The organism is Undibacterium sp. MH2W (assembly GCF_049340215.1).
Classification (GTDB): domain Bacteria; phylum Pseudomonadota; class Gammaproteobacteria; order Burkholderiales; family Burkholderiaceae_D; genus Undibacterium.
This window is the reverse complement of the sequence record NZ_JBMPPA010000005.1, coordinates 89,400-114,332: the sequence shown is the minus strand read 5'-3', so window position 1 is coordinate 114,332 and position 24,933 is coordinate 89,400. Positions and strand designations below refer to the sequence as shown.

Genomic DNA, 24,933 nt, shown 5'->3' with positions numbered 1-24,933 from the left:
AAGCGCTGGCAGGATCAGTCATGATTGGTTGGATGGCTTAATCGTCACCAAGTTCCGCTAATAATTCTGCTTGGTGTTCTGCGATGAGCGCATTACTGAGTTCTGTCAAATCGCCATCCATGATGAAATCGAGTTTGTATAACGTCAGGTTGATGCGGTGATCCGTCATACGACCTTGCGGATAGTTATAGGTGCGGATTCGTTCGCTTCGGTCTCCGGAGCCAATGAGGCTCTTACGCGTAGCGGCTTCTTTCGCTTGTTTTTCGCGTAACTGACCGTCCATGATCCGTGTCGCTAAGACGCGCATCGCTTGCGCTTTATTTTGATGTTGACTACGTCCATCCTGACATTCGACGACGATGCCCGTTGGGATATGTGTCAGACGCACCGCAGAATCCGTTTTGTTAATATGCTGACCACCCGCACCGCTGGCGCGGAAGGTGTCGATACGTAAATCAGCATTATTAATCACCACGTCGGCGAGCTCGTCCGCCTCAGGCATTACCGCTACAGTACAAGCAGATGTGTGGATACGACCTTGTGTTTCGGTTGCAGGAACACGCTGCACGCGGTGGCCACCTGATTCAAATTTTAATTTTGAGTACGCCCCCAAGCCTGCGATACGGACAATGACCTCTTTGTATCCGCCAAGCTCTGATTCGGACTCCGACATCATTTCGACTTGCCAACGGTTACGTTCTGCAAAACGGGTGTACATCCGGAGTAAGTCGCCAGCAAACAGGGCCGCTTCATCGCCACCCGTGCCAGCGCGGATTTCCAGAAGAATATTACGCTCGTCGTTAGGATCTTTCGGTAAGAGCATCTTTTGCAAATCACCTTCGAGTGTTTGCATGGTGGCTTTTGCAGCGTCGATTTCATCTTGCGCGAAGGCCTTCATTTCGGGATCGCTCAGCATGTGCTGTGCTTCATCGATATCCGCCTGCGCTTGCTGATAGCTTTTGTACAAAGCGACGAGCGGTTCGAGTTCTGCATGCTCACGATTGAGCTTGCGGTAGGCGTCCATGTCGTTGGTCGCGCCTTCTTGCATCAGCAAGTGGCCAACTTCGTCAAGACGCTCAGCTAGTTGATCTAGCTTCGATAGCATTGATGGTTTCATACGTCGTTTAATTCAGAAAAAGAGATGGTCGGTTGGGCGAATGCCCTTCCACTTTGCGCCATGACCAGACAATGATCATGCGCAGACGCGGACAGCGTAACGACGGGCGTCGCTAACGCTTGGTGCGGAATAAGTGAGGAAGCAGGGTTGCCAGACGTGCGCGCTCGTCGCCACTGGCTTGGTGCAGGGCCTGTTGCGGACCGTGCAAAAATTTTGCGGTAATACCTTTGGACAAAGCCTCAAGAACGGTATCGATGTCTTCGCCACGTGCCAACATTTTGCGGGCGCGCTCGAGTTCCATCATACGGACTTGTTCGGTGCTTTCGTGCAAATCTTGAATGACCGGCACAATGGCGCGACCATCAATCCAATGCATGAAGGATTGAACACGGGTTTCGATAATCGCTTCTGCTTGGGCAACCGCGGCTTGGCGATTTTCGAGACCAGACTGTACGACGGTACCTAAATCGTCAACGGTGTACAAAAACACATCATCTAATTGGGCGATTTCTGGCTCGATATCGCGAGGCACCGCCAGATCGACCATAAATACCGGACGATGCTTACGCGCTTTCACGACACGCTCAACCAAGCCCAACCCAATAATCGGTAAGGACGACGCGGTGCAAGAGACGATAATGTCAAATTGCGCTAATTGTTGCGGCAAATCGGCAAGCCGGATCGCTTTACCATTAAAACGGTGGGCTAATGCCTCGCCGCGTTCTAATGTACGATTGGCAATCGTGATCGATTTTGGGTTCTGTGCAGCAAAATGCGTCGCACAGAGTTCAATCATTTCACCTGCACCAATGAACAGAATGTGCTGATCAGCAATTTTGTCAAAGATGCGCTGTGACAAACGCACCGCTGCGGCCGCCATCGAGACGCTATGGGCACCAATTTCTGTTGTGCTGCGAACCTCTTTCGCCACCGCAAAGGTGCGTTGGAACATCTGATGGAGATAAGTACCCAAACCACCAGCCGCTTCCGCCTGACGGACTGCATCTTTCATCTGACCCAAGATCTGCGGTTCGCCCAATACCATCGAATCTAAACCAGAGGCGACGCGGAAAGCATGACGTACTGCGTTGTCTTGAGGCAGTGTGTACAAATGCGGACGCAAATCAGCGTATGGCAAGTGATGATAATCCGCTAAGAAGTGGGCGGTCGCATCAACAGGATTGCTGGCGGGACACGCGGCATACAACTCTGTGCGGTTGCAAGTGGAGAGAATGGCGGCTTCTGTCGGGTTACCGTGCGATGCGGTCGCATTGTTGTTGCCGAACCACGAACGTGCAGCCGCCACTGCCTGAGCGATAGTCTCAGGCGAGAAGGCGACTTTCTCGCGCAATGAAAGCGGCGCGGTCGTATGGTTGAGTCCGACAGCAGTGAGTTGCATGCAAATAGGTGCGTTAGTAATGCGTTGTAGATACCTACGTAGTAGTCGACATTATAGCGCGTGCTGCGGATTATTTTTTGTATGTCGTCAGTTGATCTAGCTCAAACTCGTGCAGCGGGGAAACGTAGATTGAAGGTAGAGCCCTCATTTGGGGCGCTTACGAAGTCAATTTTGGCATGATGACGGTCCATGACTGCCTTCACAAACACCATACCAAGCCCGACGCCATCATTTTTTGGCTGATCCGATGTTTTAAAACGTTGAAACCGTTGAAACAATTTATTTTGTTCTGCCCGCGGAATTCCATATCCTTGGTCAATGATGCTGCAAATAATGACCGCATCGGCGAGGTCTCGCTCAATTGAGAGTTCGCACGTAATGGTCGTGTCTCGAGGACTGTACTTGACCGCATTCGAAATCAAGTTAGTGAGCACCCGTGTGACCAGTGACCGGTCTATCCGTACTGGAAACTCATCGTCTGGGATGACGGTTTTGATACGGATCTGTTTGCTTCTTGCTAACGACCACATTTCTTCTGTGGCATCGATCAGCACGTTTTGGAAATCGACCTCTTCAAACCGATAGTCTTGCGACTCGGCACGTGCGAGTTGGACGAAGTTATCTGCCAGACCCAATGTGATCCGCGATGCTTTTTCGATCCGCGACATAAATTCAGCGGTGGGCAAGGCGGTATCTGGATCCTTTTGCATTTCTAATAATGCCAAAATAGAGGCTTGTGGTGCGCGCATGTCGTGAGAAATGAAATGCAAGGTTTCATCTCGGCTGCGTTCGGCGGCACGGATCGCGGTGATGTTGATGATGCTGACGATCCAGCCCACGAGGATTTTGTCTGCGTTGTAGCAGGGGGCACTTTTAATCAAGACATCCTGTTGCCGGGGATCGCGCACTTCGATCCCTTGTTTCATGCTGGTCGTGTGGGCAAGGTCAAGAATATCCCACCAACTAAAGCTGTTGGTCTGTGTTTGTTCACTTGCTTGCGGCGGTGACATCTGCGCGAAAAGATACGGTACCAAAGCATCATTCACCGTCGGAATCCCTAATCCTGCAAAGTAAGCCCGTGCCACTTGATTGGATAACAGAACATTTCCGTCGGTTGTTGTCACTAAGGTTGCATCCGGCAAGCTTGCGAGGCTATCGCTCACAAACTGACGTAAATCTCGTACGCGATTGGCGGCAAGGCGCATGGCGTTGATGCTGTTTTCCAACGTGTCGGTGAATGTTGGGGTGGGATTATCATCTTCATCGACAAATTCCGGTAAAAGATGCGGCTCTTGCTCCAGAAGCGTGAACTCTTCCCCCAGATACTGAATGGCAGCTTCTAAGCGGCGCCAACTCCAAATGGGATAGGCGATGATTAACGCACACAGGACCGGTGAGGTGGGTAGCCACCAACCAGCAAAGCGCATCATCAGAAAGCTACCTGCAATCGCGCCCACAAACAAGACGCCAGTGGTGATGAGGGCTTTTCTTGGAGAGAGCAAGTGATAAGCCGCCAAGGCCATCATCAGTACGAGCAAGTTGTAGGCGATGACCTGCAACGGCGGCAAGAAGCGGATGCTGCGTTGATCTAAGAGGCTTGCCAAAATATTGGCGTTGATTTCGACCCCAGAGACCAATCCATCGTTACCAGAAACCGGTGTGGGAAAAGAATCGGCCATACCAACAGCGGTGGGGCCGACTAAAATATATTTGTTTTTAAGAAAACTGGCCGGCACTTCCCCGCGCAGTACTGAGACGTAGGGCACGGTTTGGAAATGTCCATTGCCACCCGAGAAAGGGATGTGCATTTGATAGTCTCGTTGCCATGCATCGGATTTGGCATTGCTGTCGCGTAAAAGCGTTGGCGGACGTTCTCCGGGGAGGTATTTTTCTGTGCCAGGTACGATTTGTTGAGCGCTATCCTTCAGGGCCAATGCGAAATGTGGCCACCATTGACCTCGTATCCCTTCCCTTAAAAATACACTTCGAGCTACACCATCCGCATCGAGCTCGATGTGGATGTGCCCGAGGCCCGCTACCTTGGCGAGCTGGGGAATAGGAAGGCTGGCATCAAGTCCATGACCTGCGCTTTCCGACACCAATGGTAGTACGACATGCTTACCTTGGGCGATTGCTTCCGCCAAGGCTTGGTCGCCACCCGGAGAACCATCTGGATTGGGCGCTTCTTCTTCGTCAAATAAAATATCAAGGCCGACGGCAAGTGGGGCTGCGGCATTGATTTTTTTGAGTAGTTCCGCATGCCGCTGGCGGGGCCACGGCCATTTACCCAATTCGTTGAGGCTAACATCATCGATTGCAACAATCAGGATGTCATTTCGTACATCGGCCGAATTGAGCTGCATCATATGGTCATAAAACACCAGATCAATGCGGTTCAAGGCGTCTGTGAAAGCCAGAGATGCCGTTAAAACAAGCAGTAAACAACTCAGAATGAACCACTCGCGCAGGGCAATGCGCTTTACCGGCATCTCATTTTTAGTCATCATTTACACATCAAAATCCAGTGCCCACAGTGCCTGCACCTGAGCCGATTGCTTCACCATAGTTATCAAGCCAACGCGCTTTAATGGTGATTTTTTGGGTGGACGAGAATGCACCGACGTAACCATCCGGATCCGTGGCACGAACACGAATATAGTATTGTCCCGCACCAGGGCGTGGGATTTTTAAACCTGTATCGCTGGTTTCCCGTGACAGATACATATGTTTAAATTCAGGATCAGTCGCAATCTGAATCAAGAAAGTCTGGCCCGGTTCTGCAACCCAATTAAAGGAAATATCTTTCCCTTCAGAGTCAGCAAATGTGGCTGAGGTTTGTGGCGGTAATTTGGAGAATGCTTGAACATCACTGAATGGTCCTTGATCCAGCTTGCCATCCTTTTGTGTTACCACCGTCGCAATACGCCAGAAATACTGGCCAGCCTTGAGGGCATCGGAACTGAATTGCACGTCCTTGAGGTCAGTTTGATCGATGACGATCTGATTGAATGTCACGTCCGTTGCCACTTGCAGATGATACGACAGGGCGTTGGCGGCCTCGGTCCAAACGAAATCTGTTTTATCGCTTCTGATTTTGTTTTTTGGTTGAACGGTGAACGGAGGTTCTGGCCGCGCTTTGAGGACAAACGCTTGCGTCAAGGGAATACCCTCTAAGCCGTACTGGTCAATCGCGGCGATGCGGACAAAATAGCGACCGTCGACTAAGCCGTCGAATTTAAAACGGTTTTCTTTGAACGTGTTTTCTGTCAATACATCCAGCGCTTGCTGATCGGACGCAATCTGGACGTGATAGCCCACGGCATTGCTATTTTTATCGACCAGAAACTGGATTGTCGGACGCACCTGCAATAAATACTCAGACGGTAATGTTGGTGCTGGTAGGAGGTCAATAGCTTTACCAACGGTCGTTGCGCTGATGATGTTCCCTTTGCCCGCTGGCAGCACGATGCCGTCGGATTTTTTCAATGAGGGGTTATTGACGGCTACACCGCCTTCTAGCACCTCATTGGCCGTACCCGCATCGGTCACGCCGACACGGAAATGGGTACCGCGTACGCCCGCCACAGCGAGTGGTGAGCGTACCTCAAAACGTCCTTTGTTGGATAGCAAGCTCGACACGTGGGATTCCACTTTGCCCTCGACCAATGCAATCTCGGTTCTTGGGCTGGCGGTGTATTTGGTTTTACGCAGTTTACTTAAGCTGATTTGGCTATTAGAAGGAATGGAAACACGCGAGTTGTCTGGGAATGCGAGCGTGACGAAGCCATTTTTACCCGTGAAAATTTGCGTGCCTTCTTTGACAACGGTACCGATTGCCAATGGCGCTTCCGTACCGTTGAGGGGTTTGTAAGTTGGCGTCCCTGCCAGTGCTTGCACTTTGGCTTCGCTATCTTCCTCCGGCAATAAATCCAAAGGAATCAGGATTGGTGTGCCGATCGGAATCGCACGATCATCGGCGATATGGTTACGTTTGCTCAGCGTAGGCCAGTTGAGTGCTTTGTCTGTAAAACGTTTTGAAATCCCAGACAAGGTGTCGCCTTGCAACGCGAAATAGGTCATGTCCGGTGGTGTAGCAACGACAGTCCCTGGCTCGCCAGTGACTTTTTCTGCAAAGCTGAGTGGCGAGGCGACGAGACAAATGGCAGCCAAGCAACTGGCTTGAAATTGTCGCAAGAGAGAAGGGCGAGAAGTGCTCATGCGCATAAATCCTATCGTGAAAATGACATCCGGGTCAGATAGCTGACCCGGATGGTGTGATTTTTATTCTGGCGTAACTTGTTCTAGTCGGTAGCCGTAGCTATATACCGGCGCAAGTCGATAACCATTTTCGGGGCGGAGTTCAAGTTTGCTCCGGACACGCGAAATATGGGTGTCCATTGTCCGTGATGGGATATCCACATCGCGTGACCAGACAGCTTCAAGGATGTAGGCGCGTGACAAAGGACGGCCTAGGTTGCGGAATAACAAAAGTGCGAGATCGAACTCTTTTTGTGTCATTTCGACAGGTTCATCGTTGATCGTGATACGACCTGCGCGTGTTTCAAATTTGTAGGCACCAAACTGTAAGTGCTCTGATGCGGTTTGCGTTGGATACGCGCGGCGCAACAACGCTTGTACACGGGCCACCAGTTCGCTACGGCGGATTGGCTTGATCATGTAATCATCCGCACCAGCCGCTAAGCCAGAAACGATGTCATCTTCACCAGAGCGGCTCGTCATAAACAATACTGGTAGCGTCGGAGAGAGTTTCTCTCGTACCCAATGCAAAATCTCTGTACCGTTCAAGTCAGGGACTTGCCAATCCAGAATCAGCATGTCGTAGCTCTCTCGGCGCAGTTGGTGCAGCATTTCTTTGCCGCTCAAGAACGGATGGCAGGTATGGCCGGCGGCATTCAGAATGGTGCAGACCAATTCCAGCAGGTTGTTATCGTCGTCAAGTACAGCGATTCTCATAGGTAGCTACCGTTAAAGTCCGGCGTTTCGAAATTGATGCTTATCATTATATCGAAAGCAATTGAAAAAATTAAAGATTGTGAACAGGTGTAACCTATTCATCGTCACTCTGGCAAGTATTTTTGTTGTTCTTTTTCACAGGACTGCTGTGATCCTTGGCTATCAGGTGCTTACTTCGGGTGGAGATTCATGCGCGTGAACGCAACTTTCGTGTTGCCGCGATTTTATTTGTTCAATGAGGACAATAAGCAACAATACAGCTGCTTTGTGTCCTCATTAGAACGTTTTCAAGCGGTCAATAGACTTAGTTTCTTACGTCGAGATCAGGCAGAACGACATTCACATCGAGCACTTCGAGGTTTCCTTGTTTATCCAAGGAAACTTTGATGTCTTCAGCGTTGACTTTGGTGTACTTAGAAATCACAGCAATAAGCTCTTCCCTTAATGCCGGTAAAAAATCATAGCCTTCGCGTCCGGTGCGTTCGCGAGCGATGATAATTTGCAGGCGTTCTTTCGCCATATTGGCGGTTTTGGGTTTGCTGTTAAACAAAAAAGAAAGCAGAGCCATTTTATTTACCTCCGAAAATGCGCTGCAGCAATCCCGGTTTTTCATAGTTAATGAAACGTAATGGTGTCTCAATACCTAAGAAGCGTGAAACCACGTCTTCATAAGCATCAGAAACATCGCTGCCCTTCATATGAATTGCTGGGTTACCTTGGTTTGATGCGTGTAAAACGGCTTCGGATTCAGGAATAACGCCAATCAGCGGGATGCGCAAAATCTCTTGTACGTCCGTGTGGGAAAGCATTTCGCCTGCCTCAACACGTTTTGGTGAGTAGCGCGTAATTAATAAATGTTCTTTGACTGGCTCACCGCCCGCTTGTGCGCGTTTGGATTTTGCCTGAATGATACCCAGAATGCGGTCAGAATCGCGGACGGAAGAGACCTCGGGATTGGTGACAACGATCGCTTCATCGGCAAACGTCAGTGCCATGACAGCGCCGCGCTCGATACCCGCTGGAGAGTCGCAGACGATGTATTCAAAATCCATACTGATCAGATCATTAAGGACTTTTTCAACGCCGTCTTCGGTCAGCGCGTCTTTATCGCGTGTCTGGGAGGCGGGCAAAATAAACAGGTTGTCGCAATGCTTGTCTTTGATCAGCGCTTGATTGAGCGTTGCTTCGCCACTAATCACGTTGACCAGATCGTAGACGACGCGGCGTTCGCAGCCCATAATGAGATCAAGGTTGCGCAGACCAACGTCAAAATCTAACACTGCAGTTTTGTGACCACGCATGGCCAAGCCAGAGGCGAAGCTTGCACTGGAAGTCGTTTTACCTACTCCGCCCTTGCCGGATGTTACAACGATGATTCTTGCCACAAAAAACTCCTTTTTCTATCCGAAATAACTGCATTCATTTTGCTTATACAGGGCGTCAGCCAACTAGTTTTACTGATGATACTTCAATACTGTCACCATTGAGCTTCACTTGTACTGGGTGATTTGCTTTTAATGGTGGAAATCCGTTCTCAAAGGTCCGGTAAATGCCGGCAATGGAGACTAACTCTGGTTCCATGGTGAGCGCGAAAATCCGGGCTTCGGTGTTACCCGTCGCGCCTGCCAGTGCACGACCACGGAGTGGGGCATAAATGTGGATGCTACCATCTGCGATCACTTCAGCGCCATTATTGACGGATGCAGTGATGATCAAGTCTGCACCGCGCGCATAAATGCGTTGACCCGCGCGCACTGGGGTATCGATCACCATCGCCGGATTATTGCGAACAATGATTTGTGGCTCGACGGGGGCAGGCGCTGGCGCTGGCACGACTGCAGGGGCGGCGACTTGTTCGCTTTCCAAACGTGGCTTACTGACAACGTCAATACTCAGTCCGTGGGAGCGTATCGTCGCATAATCCTCTTCCCGTGCATGGCGAACAGCGACCGGATTGAGTCCATGTGACTTAAATAAGGGGATGAGTGCATTCCAATCGACTGCGGCTTCGGCGATTGCTTCGACATCAATCACCGCAAATTCATCGTCAAAAAAATCAGGGGAACCCGCCGTCATTTCTTGTAAAGCGGCCTCCAGCGCAGGGATGGACGCTTCGTGCAACAAAATAGCGACCGCAACAACGGTGGAAATCTTAATTTCAATAGGCTTGCGCGTCAGACTGTTTTGCATAGGTCCAAGGGAAAAGAGGAAAGACGGTGAGCAGACATGCCTTGCTAATATAACCCAGTCAACTCGTAAAGTGATGGTAATTTTGTTGCCATCCTGAAACAGTTCGACGCAAGGAAACCACTCGTCCGACCTAAAAGGACTCATCCTACCAATTGATGAGCAAGATTGCAAAATTATGCTTGCCTTTTGTCACAGATGTTTCTATTGGGAAACACCTGTGACATCAGCGGCTGCCGCTGGCTTTCCATGACAGGTGGATCTCAACGGAGATTGTCATGCAGCCAATATCTCTTTCGTTTTGATTTTAGTCCGCTTGCCGCAGTGATTGAGGGGTAATTGATCGCCGAGACCAAACAATTGATGCCGCAAACTACCCTCTGTGTAATGGGTTTTATACCGTTGACGGGACTGCAATTCAGGCACCACGAAAGTCACAACATCACTGATTGTTTCGTGCGATAGGGCAAATGCCAGATTAAATCCGTCGATACCGGTGTCATCCACCCACGACTCAAGTTGATCTGCAATTTCTTTTGCGTCACCAACGAAGACTGGGCCTCGGCCGCCTAAACCGATAAATTGGGCGGCTTCTCGTACTGTCCAGCGCTTGTCTGGATCGGCCGCACTGAACGAAGCGAGGGCAGAACGACCTGCTTCTGAGTCGATATAGTCAATCGTGGCATCCAATGGGAAACGCGAGAAATCAACGCCTGTCCAACCCGATAACAAGGTAAGCGATGCCTCGATATCGATGTAGCGTAAATAATCTTGGTATTTTTCATGCGCAGCGGCCGACGTTTCAGCCGTGATGATTAAGGCCTGCGCATAAATCAAGATTTGATCAGTTCGGCGTCCCTCAGCAATGACGGCAGCGTGGATATCATCGACATACTTTTTCACGACCTTTTTACTCGGGCCACTGACAAAACTACATTCAGCATGGCGCGCCGCAAAAGCCGTGCCGCGTGTTGACGTTCCCGCTTGAAATAGCAGTGGTGTACGTTGGGGGGAAGGTTCACAAAGATGAAAACCTGGTACGTCAAAATAGCGACCGTGATGTTGGATGGGATGAACATGGGCAGGATCAGTATAAACGCCAAGGTGTTTATCGCGCCTTACTGCTTGGTCATCCCAGCTCTGTTCCCATAATTTATAAACAACGTCGAGATATTCGTCTGCTAGGTCATAGCGTTCATCGTGACTTAATTGCTGTTGCAATCCCAGATTGCGGGCCGCACTGTCAAGATAACCCGTGACGATATTCCATCCAATCCGGCCTTTCGTTAAATGATCGAGTGTAGACATGCGTCGTGCAAACGGGTACGGATGTTCGTAACTCAGCGCACAGGTCACGCCGAAACCCAGATGCCGTGTGACCTGCGCCATCAATGGTACGAGCGCCAGAGGATCATTCAGAGGCAATTGAATGCCATGTTTGAGCGCGGTATCGGCACTTCCTTGATACACATCATATACGCCCAGTACATCGGCTAAGAACACGGCATCAAATAAACCGTATTCCAGCAGACGCGCGAGTTCTGTCCAGTATTGTGCGCTTGTATATGCATGACTGTTGTCGCGTGGATGACGCCACAGACCAGGGGATTGATGTCCCGGTGTATTCATCTGAAAAGCGTTAAAACGAATGAGTGTCGCCATGATTTATTTTGATGTCGCTTCAAGGGCTTGCTGATAGTCGGGCTTTGCAAATCCCGAAAAGTATTTATTCGTCACCGCCAGAAATTCGCGTGAACGATAGGCTGCTTCAAGATCTTTGACCCAAGGCTTGTCTTTGTCTGCGGTGCGAATCGCGACAAGATTCTGGTAGCGCGTTGAAATTTTTTCTTGGGCGAGCGCTTCTGTCAGCTTGAGGCCGGAGGCCAGCGCATAATTGCCGTTCACAAAGGAATAATCGGTATCTTCGAGCGAACGGGGAAGTTGTGCTGCTTCTAAGGGGATTAATTTAATTTTTTTACTATTTTGTGCGACATCATTTTCTGATGCACGGATAGGATCGACGTTGGCTTTTAGTTTGATCCACCCCAGTTGCTCAAGCAATACCAATGCACGTGCTTGGTTCGTTGGATCATTGGGAAGCGCAACGGTCGTGCCCTCTTTGACCTCGTTGAGCGAGCGGTGTTTTTTGCTGTAAATCGCGATTGGTGCAGTTGGCACTTTAATGAGTTCGCTTAAGGCGAGTTTATTGTCGGTGGAGAATTTCGTTAGATAGACAATGTGTTGAAATGCATTGGCATCCAAGGCCCCTTCAGCGAGGGCAAAGTTGGGTTGAATGTAGTCATTAAATTCAATCACCTTGACCTTATAGCCTTGCTTTTCGAGGATCGGCTTAATGCCTAGTTTGATTTGATCAGCGTAGGGGCCAGCACTGGTGCCGATAACGAGCTCCTTCGCATCTTTGGCGATGGCAGCGCTAGCAGTAAGGAGGAGCGCGGTGATCGTGAACGTTGAGATGAATAGGCGTTTTAACATGATGTCCTTGATGATGTTTGTTTTCTATAAAATAACGAGCGCAATCACCGATGATCGATTGCATGTGCGATACGGTTGCCTGCAAACTGAATGATCTGCACCAAGGCGACAAGCAGTGCAATTGTCACGACCATGACGTCTGTTTGGAAACGATAATAGCCATAACGGATAGCGAGGTCGCCGATACCGCCGCCACCGACTACCCCTGCGATGGCAGAGTACGACAGAAAACTAATGGCCAACACTGTCAGCGCCAGTACCAAGCCTGAGCGGGCTTCGACAAGTAGTACCCGCCATATAATTTGCCATTCAGAAGCGCCCATCGCATGGGCGGCTTCAATCACGCCGCGGGGTACCTCTTTGCAGCTTTTTTCGACGAGCCGAGCAAAGTAAGGAATAGCTGCGATCGATAGCGGTACGGACGCTGCCAGCGGTCCAATGGATGTTCCGATGAGCCAGCGGGTGAATGGAACAAGCGCCACCAATAAAATAATGAACGGAAATGAGCGCACGGTATTGACGATCCAGCCTAACGCAAGCGATAGGGGACGGTTCTCTAATGATTGTCCGGTATCCACCAAAAATAAGAGAAGCCCGAGCGGCCCACCACACAGAATGGCCGTCGCTAATCCAATGGCGAGCATCGTCAGTGTCTGCACAATGGCAGTGCCGAGTTCTGGCAAGAGCAGAATAATATTATCCAACATGTGCGAGCCCCTCTGGCAATGGCATCGCATGTTCTTCATGCCAGTGATAGATTAATTCACGGCCAAGTGCCGTGCGCCGAAGTGCGGTGCTTTCTGCCAAAGCAAACGTCTCTGCAACTTCTCCATCAACGATGACGGCAACGTGGTCGCATAACTTACTGAGCACGGCAAGCTCGTGACTGACGATCACAATTGTGACGCCAAGACGCTGATTGATATCGCGTAAGGTATCGAGGATTTCACGCGTTGTTTCTGCATCGAGGGCGGATGTCGGTTCATCGCATAATAAAACTTGTGGTTGCGGTGCCAACGCACGTGCAATAGCGACGCGTTGTTTTTGTCCTCCTGATAGCTGTGCCGGGTAGCTGTCTTTTTTATTTTCTAGTCCCACAATGGATAAACATTGCTCTACCCGAGCGTCGATCTCTTTGGTACTCAATCCACCTTGTATTTTTAATGGGAATGCGACGTTATCAAATACAGAGGCGTTTTGAAGCAGATTAAACTGCTGGAAAATCATGCCGATTTGTTGTCTGGTCTGGCGTAAGGATTTTTTATTGAGCGTTGTTAGATCCTGACCAGCAAAGATCACCTGACCATGATCTGGTCGTTCAAGTAAATTGATTAATCTGAGCAGGCTTGATTTGCCTGCGCCACTTTTACCAATCAGTCCAACAATATCTCCCGCATAAATGTCCAGATCAATATTTTTGAGAGCATGGAACACACTTTTATCAGGCGTTGGATAGGCTTTGCTGGCGTTGACGATCCGAATGAGGGGAGATGTCATCATGCCTCCTTGTAGGTGAGGAACGTCAACACTTATGAGTACGGTGTCGGATCAGGAAACTGGCCATCAAGCAGATAGCGTCCAAGATCCCGCAATTTATAATCGATCGGATCGTGTAAGGTATGGACCCGAACATTGCGCCAGAAGCGATCAAAGCCATACTTTGCAGATGTTGAGCGCGCGCCTGTAGCATCAAACAATTGCGTACTCACTTCGATGCCAGCGCGATGGGCAAGGCATTTCGCTTCTGCGACCGAAACCGCTAAGTTGCCGCGGTCTTCTTTCGTGATCAATGCGCCTTTCTCAAACACGCGATTGAGTTCACGCCCTGCGCTATCGGCCAGTGCAATTGCTGGACGGAGCAGTAGCCATAGTTCTGCGTAGCGACGTTGAATAAAGGGATCGTCGGAAGATTGCTCTACACCGGACGCAAACCACGGTTTAGCATGCTCTTTGGTGTAATGACGTGCTGCGTCGAAGGCACCAAGACCAATCCCAAGATAGAGATTCGTCATGATCAATTGCGCCACCTGTGATCGGACGGTCGCTTGTGGTGTGGGCGTCTGTCCTGGGGCTTGCAAAACGAGGTGATCAGGTAAGAAAACCTGACTAAAATAAACATTCCCGCTATCGGTCTGTCGCTGACCAAACGCATCCCAATCAGACTGAATCTGAATCCCAGGCTGTTTGCTGGAAATCACTGCGATCAATGGACTTTGCGTTGTTTCATCCCATGCGGAGATCGTGAGCCAGTCGGATCCCACGGAGCCTGAGGAAAAACTTTTGACACCATTGAGCACGTAGCCATCCTCTAAGCGTGAAGCGACGGTACGTTTATCAAGCGGATTGAGTGCGTTACCCCAGAAAATATTGTTTTCTACGGTGGCAGTTAGTAGACGGCGTTGCTGTTGCGCATTGCCATAGAGTTGAAGACCCGCGATCTGCAGATGGTGAAAGCCAAACACGTGGGCTAACGAACTATCGGCTTTTGCCAAGATGCGTACGACCTGATTAATCGTTTCCCAACTAGCACCTTGTCCGCCAAATTCTTTAGGAACGGACAACGTGAGTAATCCAGAAGCGCGAATTGATTCTCGCTCCGCAGCCGCATGTCCTCCCGCCTGATCACGCTCGACGGCCGTTTCAGAAAATTGTTTCGCCAGTGTTTTGGCGATGGTCAGCACATCATCAGCATGTTGGTCGTCTGCGTGCGTTGTATGGCGATCGATCTTTTGTAAAGATGGTGACATAAAAAAACCTTTGAGAGTTGGCTGCACATGTGCAGCATTGCAGATCATGGTGTCACTTAGTTTTACATAGGGATCGGCCGTCCGTACACGAAGATTTTTTATCTTACTTATGCAGAAAATGGCTATTGCAGTGCATTGAAAAAAAAGTAAATTAGATAGATGAAAAACTTCCTTGTATTGCAGTACGCCTCTTTTTATGATCGACCTTATTGCCTCACTTTACTTCACGTCGAACGAATTCAAATAAAGGGACATCATCAATGAGACTCGAAACAATTGCGGTACATGGTGGCTATACGCCAGATCCAACAACACGTTCAGTCGCGGTACCGATTTATCAGACCGTTGCCTACGCGTTTGATAATACGCAACACGGTGCGGATTTGTTTGATCTGAAAGTACAGGGCAATATTTATTCACGCATCATGAACCCGACAAATGACGTGTTGGAAAAACGGGTTGCTGAACTAGAGGGAGGGATCGCTGGGCTGGCGCTGGCATCGGGGCAGGCGGCGATTACATACGCTATCCAGACCATTGCCGAAGCGGGCGATAATATCGTCTCGGCATCGACGCTTTACGGTGGTACGTACAACCTTTTTGCGCACACATTCCCACAATTTGGCATTGCAACGCGGTTTGCTGATTACCGTGATCCCGCATCGTTTGCGAAACTGATCGATGATAAGACGAAAGCGATTTACGTTGAGTCGATTGGTAATCCACTTGGTAATATTACCGATATCGAAGCGATCGCTAACATCGCCCATGCGCATGGTGTTCCTTTGATTGTTGATAATACGGTCCCTTCGCCTTATTTGTTAAGACCGATTGAGTTTGGTGCCGACATTGTGGTTCATTCGTTGACGAAATATCTGGGCGGACACGGCACAACAATTGGCGGCATCATTGTGGATTCTGGCAAATTTCCATGGGCTGAGCACAAGGCGCGCTTTAAACGATTAAATGAACCCGACGTTTCTTATCACGGCGTCGTCTATACCGAAGCATTAGGACCTGCGGCGTATATTGGTCGCGCGCGCGTCGTTCCGCTGCGGAACACGGGTGCTGCCTTATCGCCGTTTAATGCCTTCCAAATTTTGCAGGGCATTGAAACGCTGGCTTTACGTCTTGATCGCATCACAGAAAATACAATTAAGATCGCCCACTATCTGAGTAAGCATCCCAAAGTCACTTGGGTGAATTACGCAGGCTTGCCTGATCATCGTGACCATGCGTTGGCGCTGAAGTATTTAGGAGGTAAGCCTTCAGGTATTTTGACTTTTGGACTGGCAGGTGGCCGTGAGGCTGGCGCGCGGTTCCAAGATGCGTTGCGATTATTTACCCGTTTGGTCAATATCGGTGATGCCAAATCTCTCGCTTGCCACCCAGCGACGACGACACACCGTCAACTCAATCCTGAGGAATTGCTTAAAGCAGGGGTGACGGAAGATACAGTGCGTTTATCCATCGGCATTGAACATATCGACGATTTGCTCGCCGATCTTGAACAAGCAATCCAAGCCGCTTAACCATCAACAAGTGACGTCTCCTTCCGCTCGCAGTGCAAGCGATTGGGAAGGAGATGTGCGTTCTTCTGGCGCCTTGGTGTTCTCCACCCTCAAATTCAAATCACAGCCGTTCTTGCTTGTCAATGATGCTGATCATTGCCTCGTGTGACTTGCTGCCTATAATCCGCCTGATATAAAAATAAAGCACGCCCCGCCCCATTACCTGACGCGGTGCCCGTGCGCAGGAGGCATCATGGTAGTATGATGGCATGCAATAAATGCACGATCTACCCCATGCATCGTCGTAGAACAACGAATCACCACTTACTCTCTTAAGCTCATGTCGATCTCAACCGTATCCACGCAGGGAAATGCATTGACTCCTTTGCAAACGCTGGCGGACCTCTTTCGCTGGCGCGTGACCCAGACTCCTGATCTCGAAGCCTATCGCCAGTTTGACGAGAGTAGCCAACAGTGGGTGAGTTATAGCTGGCTGCAAACTGAACAAAAAGTCACTCAATTTGCGCAAGCCTTAGCAACGCTGCAACCCGAGCGTGGAGCGCGTATTGCTATTTTGTTACCGAATGGTATTCAAGCGGTATGTATCGATCAAGCAGCAATGCGCTTAGCGTGTGTGCCCGTACCGATGCATGCGTTGGATAATCCGGCAAGTATTGCGTATATCGTGAGCGATAGCGATGCGACGATGTTGGTCGCGACGACTGTCCAACAATGGCAGGATATCGCTCAGACTGGCATCCCCATGCCAGCGTTACGTCAGGTGGTGGTGCTCGAAGCAGTGACAGCGGATGCGGCTGCAGCAAGCCCCGTGCCTCTGTTGAGCCTCGATGCCTGGCTTGCCCAAGGTGCGCAGTCTGTGCTTCCTGAGCAGTTGCCCACGCAGGACGATTTAGCAGCATTGGTGTACACCTCTGGAACAACAGGTAAGCCAAAAGGGGTCATGCTGACACATCTCAATGTGATGTCTAACGTGAAAGCCGTTGTGTTACGCGTCTCCCCTGTTCCTAGTGATGTGTTTTTATCATTTTTGCCGTTGTCGCATACTTTTGAGCGTACAGCAGGCTATTACTTGCCAATCGCGGCTGGCGCTTGTGTTGCGTATTCACGTTCCACCAAGCAATTGCCTGAAGACTTAACGATCGTTAGACCCACGATTTTGATCTCCGTGCCACGGATTTATGAGCGTGTGTACAGTGTGATTCAGACGAAGCTGTCGACTTCGCAATTTGCGGCGAGCTTGTTTAATGCGGCAATTAACGTCGGCTGGCGTCGTTTCTCACGACAACAGAAGACCTTGTCTGATAGCGCATTGGCGGCGATGTTCGATGAATTGGCTTGGCGCATTCTTGATCCTTTGGTGGCGACCAAGCTCAAGCAACAGTTTGGTGGACGTCTGCGGGTTGCGGTGAGCGGTGGCGCTGCTTTATCGACGGTCATTTCAAGGTGCTTCTTGGGATTAGGTATTCCGATTGTGCAAGGCTATGGCATGACAGAAACGGCACCCGTCGTGGCATTTAATTCGCCAGACGACAATGATCCCAATTCCGTTGGCCGCACGATGGATGGTGTCGAAGTCCGTATCGGCGAAAATAAAGAGTTACAGGTACGTGGACCTAACGTCATGCGCGGATATTGGAAGCGTGAAGAAGATACCGCCAACGCGTTTATTGATGGCTGGTTACGTACTGGTGATCAGGCTGCGGTGGTCGATGGTCGGGTACGGATTCTTGGCCGTGTGAAAGAGATTATCGTGACGTCAACGGGTGAAAAAATTGCACCAGTCGACCTCGAACTCGCCATCTTGACGGATGCGTCATTTGAACAAGCCTATGCCTTTGGTGAAAATTCTCCGTTTATTGGCTGTGCAGTGGTCTTAAGTCAGCGTTATTGGCATGAATTATGTACTTCTTTGCAACTTGATCCTGCTAACCCCGCCAGCTTGCAGGCACCTGCTGCGGTGGATGTCGTTGTTAAACGGGTACGTGAATTGACGAACAGTTTGCCGTTTTACGCCCAACCAAAGGCGGCTATTTTGTCTCTCGAACCGTGGACCATTGAAAATACCTTGATTACGCCGACACTCAAACTCAAGCGTAACAACTTGGCGAACCATTTTGCTGCGGATATAGCGCGCATTTACGCACCACGTCGCTGATTGCATTATTGGCGCAACGTCAACAAGGCACGCTCTTAATGAGCGTGCTTTTTTTGCTTCTACAGTATCAGTGGGGAACTTGCGCGAGGCAGCTCATTACCGTGAAATCGGGCTGATTTCGCATTCCTCGGGGTGATGTCTGAATCAAGTTTATAATGCTGTCTTGATGACGTAATGAATAGTAAAGACAGAGAATGACCAAAACAGAAGCCATGCAAAGAATCAATGGTCGCCTTGGCTCGGTGATGTTGTACGACAATAATACCTTTTGGTCCGCTTGCGGCCGTTATGGTGGTGACGAAGGATGGTGGGTCAAGATTCCGCTGGCTAGTTTTAAAAGCGATATCCACATCATTCTCAATCGCGACAGCAGTAAAGTGTTTCTGCACTTAAAAATCCGGGCACGCGAGATCCTCAGCCCAGGCACAAAATTCCGTTGTACCGACCAAATGGCTGAAATGTTTATCCCTGCGGCCAATATGCGCCGACTTGGTGATGTCCTGCCGGGTGGTACCAAACACGGTCTCACCAAAAATATCGTCGCCGAATATCGGTTCTGAGTAGAGCGTCATTCATCAACATGAGCGAGACCATGACCGAGCAAGCAAGCATCAACGATAAATTGAGTGTGGTTGATCGCGATGGCTTGCCGCCGAAAGAGCGCTCACTCGCCATGTTGTCACTCGCGATCGGTGTCGGGATGGCATCACTTGATACAGCCATTGCCAATACCGCATTACCAGCGATTGCCGATCAACTGCACACCTCGCCAGCGGCGTCGGTGTGGATCATCAACGTCTATCAATTGGCGATGGTGGCAACGCTGCTGCCATTGGCGGCGCTGGGTGAGGTGATTGGTTATCGCCGTGTCTCTATTGCGGGACTAGTGGTCTTTACGCTTGCTTCATTGGGTTGTGCTTGCTCTTGGTCGCTGACGTCGTTAGTGATCGCTCGCTTGTTCCAAGGGGTTGGTGCGAGTGCGATTATGGGTGTCAACACAGCGATGTTAAGGGCGATTTTTCCGGCGCACTTACAGGGACGCGGATTTGGTCTCAATTCCTTGGTCGTTGCCGTCGCCTTTGCAGTGGGACCCACCACCGCCTCATTGATTTTATCGGTATCGACATGGCCTTGGTTGTTTGCGATTAATGTGCCACTTGGCGTATTTGCGTTTTTTCTCGGAAAAAAAGTCCTGCCGATTACCGCTCGCGCTAGCCATCAGATTGACGGATTGACCGCGTTCTTCAACTTGGGCGCCTTCAGCATGCTCATTTTGTTGCTGGGCGATGCCGCGCATTTGGCCCAGCAAAAGACCTTGTTGATGGAACTTGCCGTAACGATTTTCTTTTTTATCTTGCTATTGCGTCGCCAGGCGGGACATCAGGCACCGATGTTACCGGTAGATTTATTTCGGCGACCAATGTTCTTTTTATCTGTTGTGACCTCGATCTGTACGTTTGCAACGCAAAGCCTCGCCTTTGTTTCTTTGCCCTTTTATTTCGAAACGGTCCTTGGACGCTCGCCCGTAGAGACAGGATTTTTGATGACACCTTGGGCCGCATTGGTGGCCATCATGGCACCGGTGGCAGGTCGGTTGAGTGATCATTATCCCCCGGGAATGTTAGGTGGGATTGGTTTAGCAATTCTATCTGGGGGAATGCTGGCGCTATTGGGCATTAGCGCGCATCCATCGGTCGTTGACATTTGTTGGCGTATGGCGGTCTGCGGTATTGGCTTTGGATTTTTTCAGGCACCTAACCTCAAAGCGATCATGGGCTCAGCGCCATTGAGTCGTGCGGGAAGTGCGAGCGGCGTCGTGGCGACGTCACGTCTCATGGGGCAAACGTCCGGTGCCGCCTTAGTGGCGTTTTGCTTTAGTTTTTTCGCAGATAAGGCATTACATTATGCCTTGGGGATGGGCGCGTGTTTTGCAGCAACCGCCAGTCTGGCGAGTTTTTCGCGTTTGTTTGTCGGGAAAAAGACCGCTGAAAGATAACGACAGCGTTGGTCGAAGCGGAGAAATCTGCTGGTGGCGTTTGCACAAACGCCACCAACGAGATCAGAAATGACTTAGCCTACCCAGAGCACAACGAGTGAGGCGAACAAGCAATACGCACCAAAAAAGTGCCAGCGACCTTGTTCCAACCAACGAGATAACCAACGCAAAGCGATCAGGCCTGTCAGGAAACTCAATACCATTCCCAATAAGCCTGGAAACAGGGCGTGCAGTAACACGGCGGTATCATTGACAGCGGATGCGCTCTCGACCTTATACAAACGAACTGCTTCTTTCACGATCACAGCGGGTGTCAACACAACGGCCAGCGCAAAGCTGAACTGTTCGGCACGACGACGATTCACCCCCAATGCCAAGCCAGTAGAGATTGTCGCACCAGAGCGTGAGAATCCGCGGAAAGGCAGACACAAACCTTGCACGGCGCCGATCCACAAAGCACTGCGTGTATTGACGTCGTCATTGCCTTTTTCTTTCATGCGAGATGAAATGATAATTAGCACGCCAGCAGATGCTAAAGCAGCCGCCATTAATTTGGCGTTACCAAATAAATGTTCAATCTCAAACTTATCGGCATTTTCAGCAAAGAAATGCTTGATGATGGTTTGCAAGCCGAACCCAACGATCCCTGTTGCGATGGTCGCAATGATCAGATTGGCACCGTTTGCGCGGAATTGCTGCGAAGACGCGAAATAGGTTTCACGCCATGATTTCCAGTAATAAGCGATGACCGCGAACATCGTGCCGGTATGCAGCATGACGAGCACCATCGTCATTTGTGGCGATGTTGGATCGAGCCCCATTAACTTTTCAGCGACGATGACGTGCGCAGAACTGGAGACGGGTAATAGTTCGGCAATGCCCTGAACCATCGCAAGAATAAGGATGTAAAAGAATTCCATGCAGCTCTTTCGGGAAAAAGCGCAAGCATCGCCTATTCTTTGTCGTTTGTCACCACATCTCAGTCATTTTTCATGAAATATTCATATTACTTTTTCGGTATCAAGCCCAACAATCTCGTTTGCCGCACGGATAGGCATATCGCCATTTCCTTGAAGTAACTTATTGACCATCAAGGGGGAAATAGGGGGCGGTGTTATTTTGTCATGTTGAATTTGTACAACGGCAAGAGATGCCTTTTTTTATTGTTTAACATTCGTCCTATTTTTATCATAAAGATATCACCTTTATTCACTCTTCCCTCAGCAAGCCAATGATGCCGCTGGCGATATATCTATTTCGACAAGCGTATCGAGATCGTTGGCATTCAAGTGACGGGCGACAAATGATTTACTTTGTTTTTGCTTCTTGCGATTATATGTTCATCCCCTTTTGACGACATGTGACGAAGGCGGGACAGCATGATGTGCATTTTTGGTGCATAAATACAGGCATCAAACTTGCTTTCTTTCAGATCGAGTAGTGCGGCTGTATCGCTCAATATTTCAGATTATTCAAAATTTAATTTGGTATAGCCACGCTTACACTGTTTATTGTTGGGAATTTGTCTTAACCTGACCTTCAGTGAGGAGAACTGATACGTCGTTGTACGGTATCAGGTGCAAATAAGAAGTGAGACATACACAAAGGAAGAACATGAATCTCAGAAAAACAAAATTAAACCTATCGCTGGCGTCACTGTACTCAAACTACCAAGGTGCAAAACAGCACACAGGGACCGTTGTTTGTGCACTTGCTGCGAGCTCGGTGATGTTGTCGTCCCCCGTCTTAGCGCAACAGGCGACCGACGCAGCGACCGCAGCACCTGTGGCGAAACCTGGTGCACTGACAGATCAGATTCAGTCCATCAATATTACAGCGACCAAGCGTAAAGAAGACGCTAGCAAAGTGCCTCTGAGCGTGTCAGTTATCGGTGGTGATGAGCTCACTGCACAGCACATTACCGATATTGCCGATGCAACGCGTTCTATTCCGAATATCTCTTTCTCTGGCGGTGGCGGTGGTGGCAATGCAGGTAATGGTCCTGGCTTGTCGAACGTGGAAATGCGTGGCATCAGCTCCGCTGCAGGTTCGGCGACCGTTGGTATTTACCTTGATGATGTCTCCATGACTTCTGGCAACTTATATAGCCAAGGTAGTGCAGAGCCAAAATTCTTTGACTTGGACCACATTGAAGTGCTGCGCGGACCACAGGGTACGTTGTACGGCGCGAGTTCCATGGGTGGAACGCTTAAGTTTATTTCGAATCAACCAAACACCAAAGTTAATTCAACAGATATCTACACTGAGGTTTCCTCCACGTCGGGTGGCGGTACCAATTACCTCGGTAATGTCGTTTTAAATAAAGTGTTGAAAGCGGATGAACTGGCAGTGCGCGTTGGTATCCAGACCGCGCATAACGGCGGTTTTATCAATCTGGTTGATCCTAATACAACGGCAACAACGGCAACGGGTATCAATACCGAAGATGACGCCGTCGTGAGATTGGCACTGAAGTGGAATGTCACCAAGGATCTGACGCTCACACCATCGATTTTCTATCAACGTGTCAAAACGGGTGATATCGATGTTGCCTACACGCAGACGCTCAATGGCGTTGCATTGCCAACGAACACCACCAGCAAAACGGTGCGTGAGCCAGGCAAAGACGTATTAACAGTGCCGTCTTTGACCTTGAACTACGATACCGGCTTTGGTGATTTGACTTCGGTCACGAGCTACTTTAAGCGTAACTTCGATCGTACCCAAGACGGGACAACCGTTAACAGCTCCTACTTAGGATCACAGATCACTTCAACGATTCCTAGTATCGCAGGAAAGCCAATTTCTGCGACAAATCCATCTTTGTCATCCGTCGTGGGCAGTCTGCCCTCTGCCGTTTATTTGAACAATGATGTCACGCAATTCTCTCAAGAAGTGCGCTTGTTATCTAAGCCGTACGATCCAGCGGTTTCTCCTTATACTTGGCTTGTTGGTGCGTATGCATCTAACCAGCACACCACGGTGATCGACAATGAGCCTATTTTTGGTATTAACGCAGCGTTTAAAACAGCGGGCGTGAGTATCACTGATCCGAATGTTCTTGCTAATCCTGTCAGTGCAGGTTTTCCAAACGACAACTCTTACTATGCTGGTCGCTACTACCACGACACACAACAAGCGGTGTTCGGTGAAGGAAACTATTACTTTAGCCCTACTTTCCATGCGACATTGGGTGCGCGTTATTTAAAAGCAAGTCAAACCTTCACACGTGATGGTTTGTATTACTTTGCTAACGACACGACCAATGATGGTGTAGCTCATTCCACCCAATCATCGAGTGGCAGCAAGGTGACACCAAAAGTTAGCTTGACGTGGGAAGTCGATAAGAACAACACCATCTACGCATCGGCAACCGAAGGGTTCCGTGTTGGTGGTTCGAATTTCTTGCTCCCACAAGGCTACTGCTCACTGGCAACACCCAATCCAACGAGCTACGCCCCAGATAGCTTATGGAGTTACGAAGTTGGTAATAAATCTCGGTTCTTGAATAACACCTTGTCTATCAATGCTGACGTGTTTTACATCAACTGGAAAAACCTGCAACAGGCCATCAACATCCCTGCTTGCGGCTATGCTTACAACACAAACGTCGGTAATGCCACAAGCTCTGGTGCAGAGATCGAGATCAAATTTAAACCAACAAAGAGCTTAGTTCTGGATCTGGCTGCTGGTTACACTGATGCATCCTTGTCTGACAGCGAAGGTGCAAACGCAGGTGTGATTGGTGCCGTCAAAGGTGCAAAAGTACCTGGCGTTCCAAAATACAATATGGCCCTCACAGCACAGTACAACTTCTTCATCAATGATGACGTGTACGGCTTTGCACGTGGTGCAGGACATTGGACTGGTGCCAGCAATGGCGCGTTGGATCCAAGCAATCCTGACTTCCAGCGTCCGTCTTATTCGACCTTTGATGCCAGTGTTGGTTTGAGTAAAGATATTTGGGAAGTGACTTTATTTGTGAAAAACCTGAGAAATAACCAAATGGTGATTCAGCGTCCACAGGTTCAGGGTACTGCCAATGAAGTCTATCGCATCACACCAAGAACCGTTGGTATGAGCCTCTCAGCCAAGTTCTAATCGTTGTTGACGATTTGCTGAAAACCCCGCGCTGTGTGAGCAGCGTGGGGTTTTTTCTTGCAATGCGTTGAATGCACTTCTGCGGAGGTGCTTTTTTTATTGTGCCGTTGATTTGTGGATCCCCCGCCTGCGCGGAGGATGACGATCTGGGGGGGCATGCGGTGTTTGGGATGAGGTATGTAGGATGCGACTTGGCGGATAAGGTAGCGAGGTATAGATGTAAGGACTTAGG

At 49.6% G+C, this 24,933-nt stretch carries 19 protein-coding genes; 5 read left to right on the top strand and 14 right to left on the bottom strand.

Annotated features, from left to right (window positions below; all coding sequences use genetic code 11):
- Positions 1-37: 37 nt before the first annotated feature.
- The 13 genes from prfA to ACO0K2_RS13325 form a co-directional block, all read right to left on the bottom strand.
- Entirely contained in the window at positions 38-1,117 is a 1,080-nt protein-coding gene (prfA, locus tag ACO0K2_RS13385) for a peptide chain release factor 1 (protein ID WP_423019599.1), read from the bottom strand.
- A gap of 112 nt (positions 1,118-1,229) precedes the next feature.
- Entirely contained in the window at positions 1,230-2,516 is a 1,287-nt protein-coding gene (gene hemA, locus ACO0K2_RS13380) for a glutamyl-tRNA reductase (RefSeq protein ID WP_423019597.1), read from the bottom strand.
- Between the two features lie 101 nt (positions 2,517-2,617).
- Positions 2,618-5,023: a CHASE2 domain-containing protein gene (locus tag ACO0K2_RS13375; RefSeq protein ID WP_423019595.1), complete on the bottom strand. Its 2,406-nt coding sequence runs from the start codon at positions 5,021-5,023 to the stop codon at positions 2,618-2,620.
- 7 nt (positions 5,024-5,030) lie between these two features.
- Positions 5,031-6,734, bottom strand: a complete 1,704-nt coding sequence (locus ACO0K2_RS13370; RefSeq protein ID WP_423019593.1) for a FecR domain-containing protein — start codon at positions 6,732-6,734, stop codon at positions 5,031-5,033.
- 63 nt (positions 6,735-6,797) lie between these two features.
- Positions 6,798-7,490, bottom strand: a complete 693-nt coding sequence (locus ACO0K2_RS13365; protein ID WP_423019591.1) for a response regulator transcription factor — start codon at positions 7,488-7,490, stop codon at positions 6,798-6,800.
- A gap of 304 nt (positions 7,491-7,794) precedes the next feature.
- Positions 7,795-8,058 carry a cell division topological specificity factor MinE gene (minE, locus tag ACO0K2_RS13360; protein WP_423019589.1) on the bottom strand — a complete coding sequence of 88 codons (264 nt, stop codon included), beginning with the start codon at positions 8,056-8,058 and terminating at the stop codon, positions 7,795-7,797.
- A gap of 1 nt (position 8,059) precedes the next feature.
- Entirely contained in the window at positions 8,060-8,875 is an 816-nt protein-coding gene (gene minD, locus ACO0K2_RS13355; protein ID WP_423019587.1) for a septum site-determining protein MinD, read from the bottom strand.
- Positions 8,876-8,930: 55 nt separating this feature from the next.
- The gene (gene minC / locus ACO0K2_RS13350) at positions 8,931-9,680 is read right to left on the bottom strand and encodes a septum site-determining protein MinC (protein ID WP_423019585.1); all 750 of its coding nucleotides are present in this window, start codon (positions 9,678-9,680) and stop codon (positions 8,931-8,933) included.
- A 273-nt stretch (positions 9,681-9,953) separates the two neighbouring features.
- Entirely contained in the window at positions 9,954-11,339 is a 1,386-nt protein-coding gene (locus ACO0K2_RS13345; protein ID WP_423019583.1) for an LLM class flavin-dependent oxidoreductase, read from the bottom strand.
- A 3-nt stretch (positions 11,340-11,342) separates the two neighbouring features.
- Positions 11,343-12,170, bottom strand: coding sequence for a MetQ/NlpA family ABC transporter substrate-binding protein (locus tag ACO0K2_RS13340; RefSeq protein WP_423019581.1), 828 nt, complete (start codon positions 12,168-12,170; stop codon positions 11,343-11,345).
- Positions 12,171-12,214: 44 nt separating this feature from the next.
- Positions 12,215-12,877 (bottom strand): methionine ABC transporter permease, encoded by a 663-nt coding sequence (locus ACO0K2_RS13335; protein WP_423019579.1) that lies wholly within the window; start codon positions 12,875-12,877, stop codon positions 12,215-12,217.
- Complete coding sequence (locus tag ACO0K2_RS13330; RefSeq protein ID WP_423019577.1) at positions 12,867-13,667, bottom strand: methionine ABC transporter ATP-binding protein; 801 nt, start codon at positions 13,665-13,667, stop codon at positions 12,867-12,869. Before ACO0K2_RS13330 ends, ACO0K2_RS13335 begins: the two co-directional genes overlap by 11 nt.
- A gap of 32 nt (positions 13,668-13,699) precedes the next feature.
- Positions 13,700-14,917, bottom strand: coding sequence for an acyl-CoA dehydrogenase family protein (locus ACO0K2_RS13325; protein ID WP_423019575.1), 1,218 nt, complete (start codon positions 14,915-14,917; stop codon positions 13,700-13,702).
- A gap of 260 nt (positions 14,918-15,177) precedes the next feature.
- Between ACO0K2_RS13325 and ACO0K2_RS13320 the strand changes: the two genes are divergently transcribed.
- The 4 genes from ACO0K2_RS13320 to ACO0K2_RS13305 all read left to right on the top strand — a co-directional run bounded on the left by ACO0K2_RS13320 (position 15,178) and on the right by ACO0K2_RS13305 (position 20,600).
- A complete protein-coding gene (locus ACO0K2_RS13320; RefSeq protein ID WP_423019573.1) occupies positions 15,178-16,449 on the top strand; it encodes an O-acetylhomoserine aminocarboxypropyltransferase/cysteine synthase family protein in 1,272 nt (423 codons plus the stop codon).
- Between the two features lie 319 nt (positions 16,450-16,768).
- A complete protein-coding gene (locus ACO0K2_RS13315; RefSeq protein WP_423019571.1) occupies positions 16,769-18,604 on the top strand; it encodes an AMP-dependent synthetase/ligase in 1,836 nt (611 codons plus the stop codon).
- A gap of 194 nt (positions 18,605-18,798) precedes the next feature.
- Positions 18,799-19,164 carry a hypothetical protein gene (locus tag ACO0K2_RS13310; RefSeq protein ID WP_423019569.1) on the top strand — a complete coding sequence of 122 codons (366 nt, stop codon included), beginning with the start codon at positions 18,799-18,801 and terminating at the stop codon, positions 19,162-19,164.
- 32 nt (positions 19,165-19,196) lie between these two features.
- Positions 19,197-20,600, top strand: a complete 1,404-nt coding sequence (locus tag ACO0K2_RS13305) for an MFS transporter (RefSeq protein ID WP_423019567.1) — start codon at positions 19,197-19,199, stop codon at positions 20,598-20,600.
- A gap of 74 nt (positions 20,601-20,674) precedes the next feature.
- Here the strand turns inward: ACO0K2_RS13305 and ACO0K2_RS13300 are convergent, their stop codons facing one another.
- Positions 20,675-21,520 (bottom strand): undecaprenyl-diphosphate phosphatase, encoded by an 846-nt coding sequence (locus ACO0K2_RS13300; RefSeq protein WP_423019565.1) that lies wholly within the window; start codon positions 21,518-21,520, stop codon positions 20,675-20,677.
- Between the two features lie 694 nt (positions 21,521-22,214).
- On the opposite strand from ACO0K2_RS13300, the gene ACO0K2_RS13295 reads away from it, so the two are divergent.
- Positions 22,215-24,701, top strand: a complete 2,487-nt coding sequence (locus ACO0K2_RS13295; RefSeq protein ID WP_423019563.1) for a TonB-dependent receptor — start codon at positions 22,215-22,217, stop codon at positions 24,699-24,701.
- Positions 24,702-24,933: the final 232 nt, after the last annotated feature.

Coding starts and splice junctions, on each gene's coding strand:
- prfA (WP_423019599.1), bottom strand. CDS start 1,117: ATGAAACCATCAATGCTATCGAAGCTAGATCAACTAGCTGAGCGTCTT.
- hemA (WP_423019597.1), bottom strand. CDS start 2,516: ATGCAACTCACTGCTGTCGGACTCAACCATACGACCGCGCCGCTTTCA.
- ACO0K2_RS13375 (WP_423019595.1), bottom strand. CDS start 5,023: ATGATGACTAAAAATGAGATGCCGGTAAAGCGCATTGCCCTGCGCGAG.
- ACO0K2_RS13370 (WP_423019593.1), bottom strand. CDS start 6,734: ATGAGCACTTCTCGCCCTTCTCTCTTGCGACAATTTCAAGCCAGTTGC.
- ACO0K2_RS13365 (WP_423019591.1), bottom strand. CDS start 7,490: ATGAGAATCGCTGTACTTGACGACGATAACAACCTGCTGGAATTGGTC.
- minE (WP_423019589.1), bottom strand. CDS start 8,058: ATGGCTCTGCTTTCTTTTTTGTTTAACAGCAAACCCAAAACCGCCAAT.
- minC (WP_423019585.1), bottom strand. CDS start 9,680: ATGCAAAACAGTCTGACGCGCAAGCCTATTGAAATTAAGATTTCCACC.
- ACO0K2_RS13345 (WP_423019583.1), bottom strand. CDS start 11,339: ATGGCGACACTCATTCGTTTTAACGCTTTTCAGATGAATACACCGGGA.
- ACO0K2_RS13340 (WP_423019581.1), bottom strand. CDS start 12,170: ATGTTAAAACGCCTATTCATCTCAACGTTCACGATCACCGCGCTCCTC.
- ACO0K2_RS13335 (WP_423019579.1), bottom strand. CDS start 12,877: ATGTTGGATAATATTATTCTGCTCTTGCCAGAACTCGGCACTGCCATT.
- ACO0K2_RS13330 (WP_423019577.1), bottom strand. CDS start 13,667: ATGACATCTCCCCTCATTCGGATCGTCAACGCCAGCAAAGCCTATCCA.
- ACO0K2_RS13325 (WP_423019575.1), bottom strand. CDS start 14,917: ATGTCACCATCTTTACAAAAGATCGATCGCCATACAACGCACGCAGAC.
- ACO0K2_RS13320 (WP_423019573.1), top strand. CDS start 15,178: ATGAGACTCGAAACAATTGCGGTACATGGTGGCTATACGCCAGATCCA.
- ACO0K2_RS13315 (WP_423019571.1), top strand. CDS start 16,769: ATGTCGATCTCAACCGTATCCACGCAGGGAAATGCATTGACTCCTTTG.
- ACO0K2_RS13310 (WP_423019569.1), top strand. CDS start 18,799: ATGACCAAAACAGAAGCCATGCAAAGAATCAATGGTCGCCTTGGCTCG.
- ACO0K2_RS13305 (WP_423019567.1), top strand. CDS start 19,197: ATGACCGAGCAAGCAAGCATCAACGATAAATTGAGTGTGGTTGATCGC.
- ACO0K2_RS13300 (WP_423019565.1), bottom strand. CDS start 21,520: ATGGAATTCTTTTACATCCTTATTCTTGCGATGGTTCAGGGCATTGCC.
- ACO0K2_RS13295 (WP_423019563.1), top strand. CDS start 22,215: ATGAATCTCAGAAAAACAAAATTAAACCTATCGCTGGCGTCACTGTAC.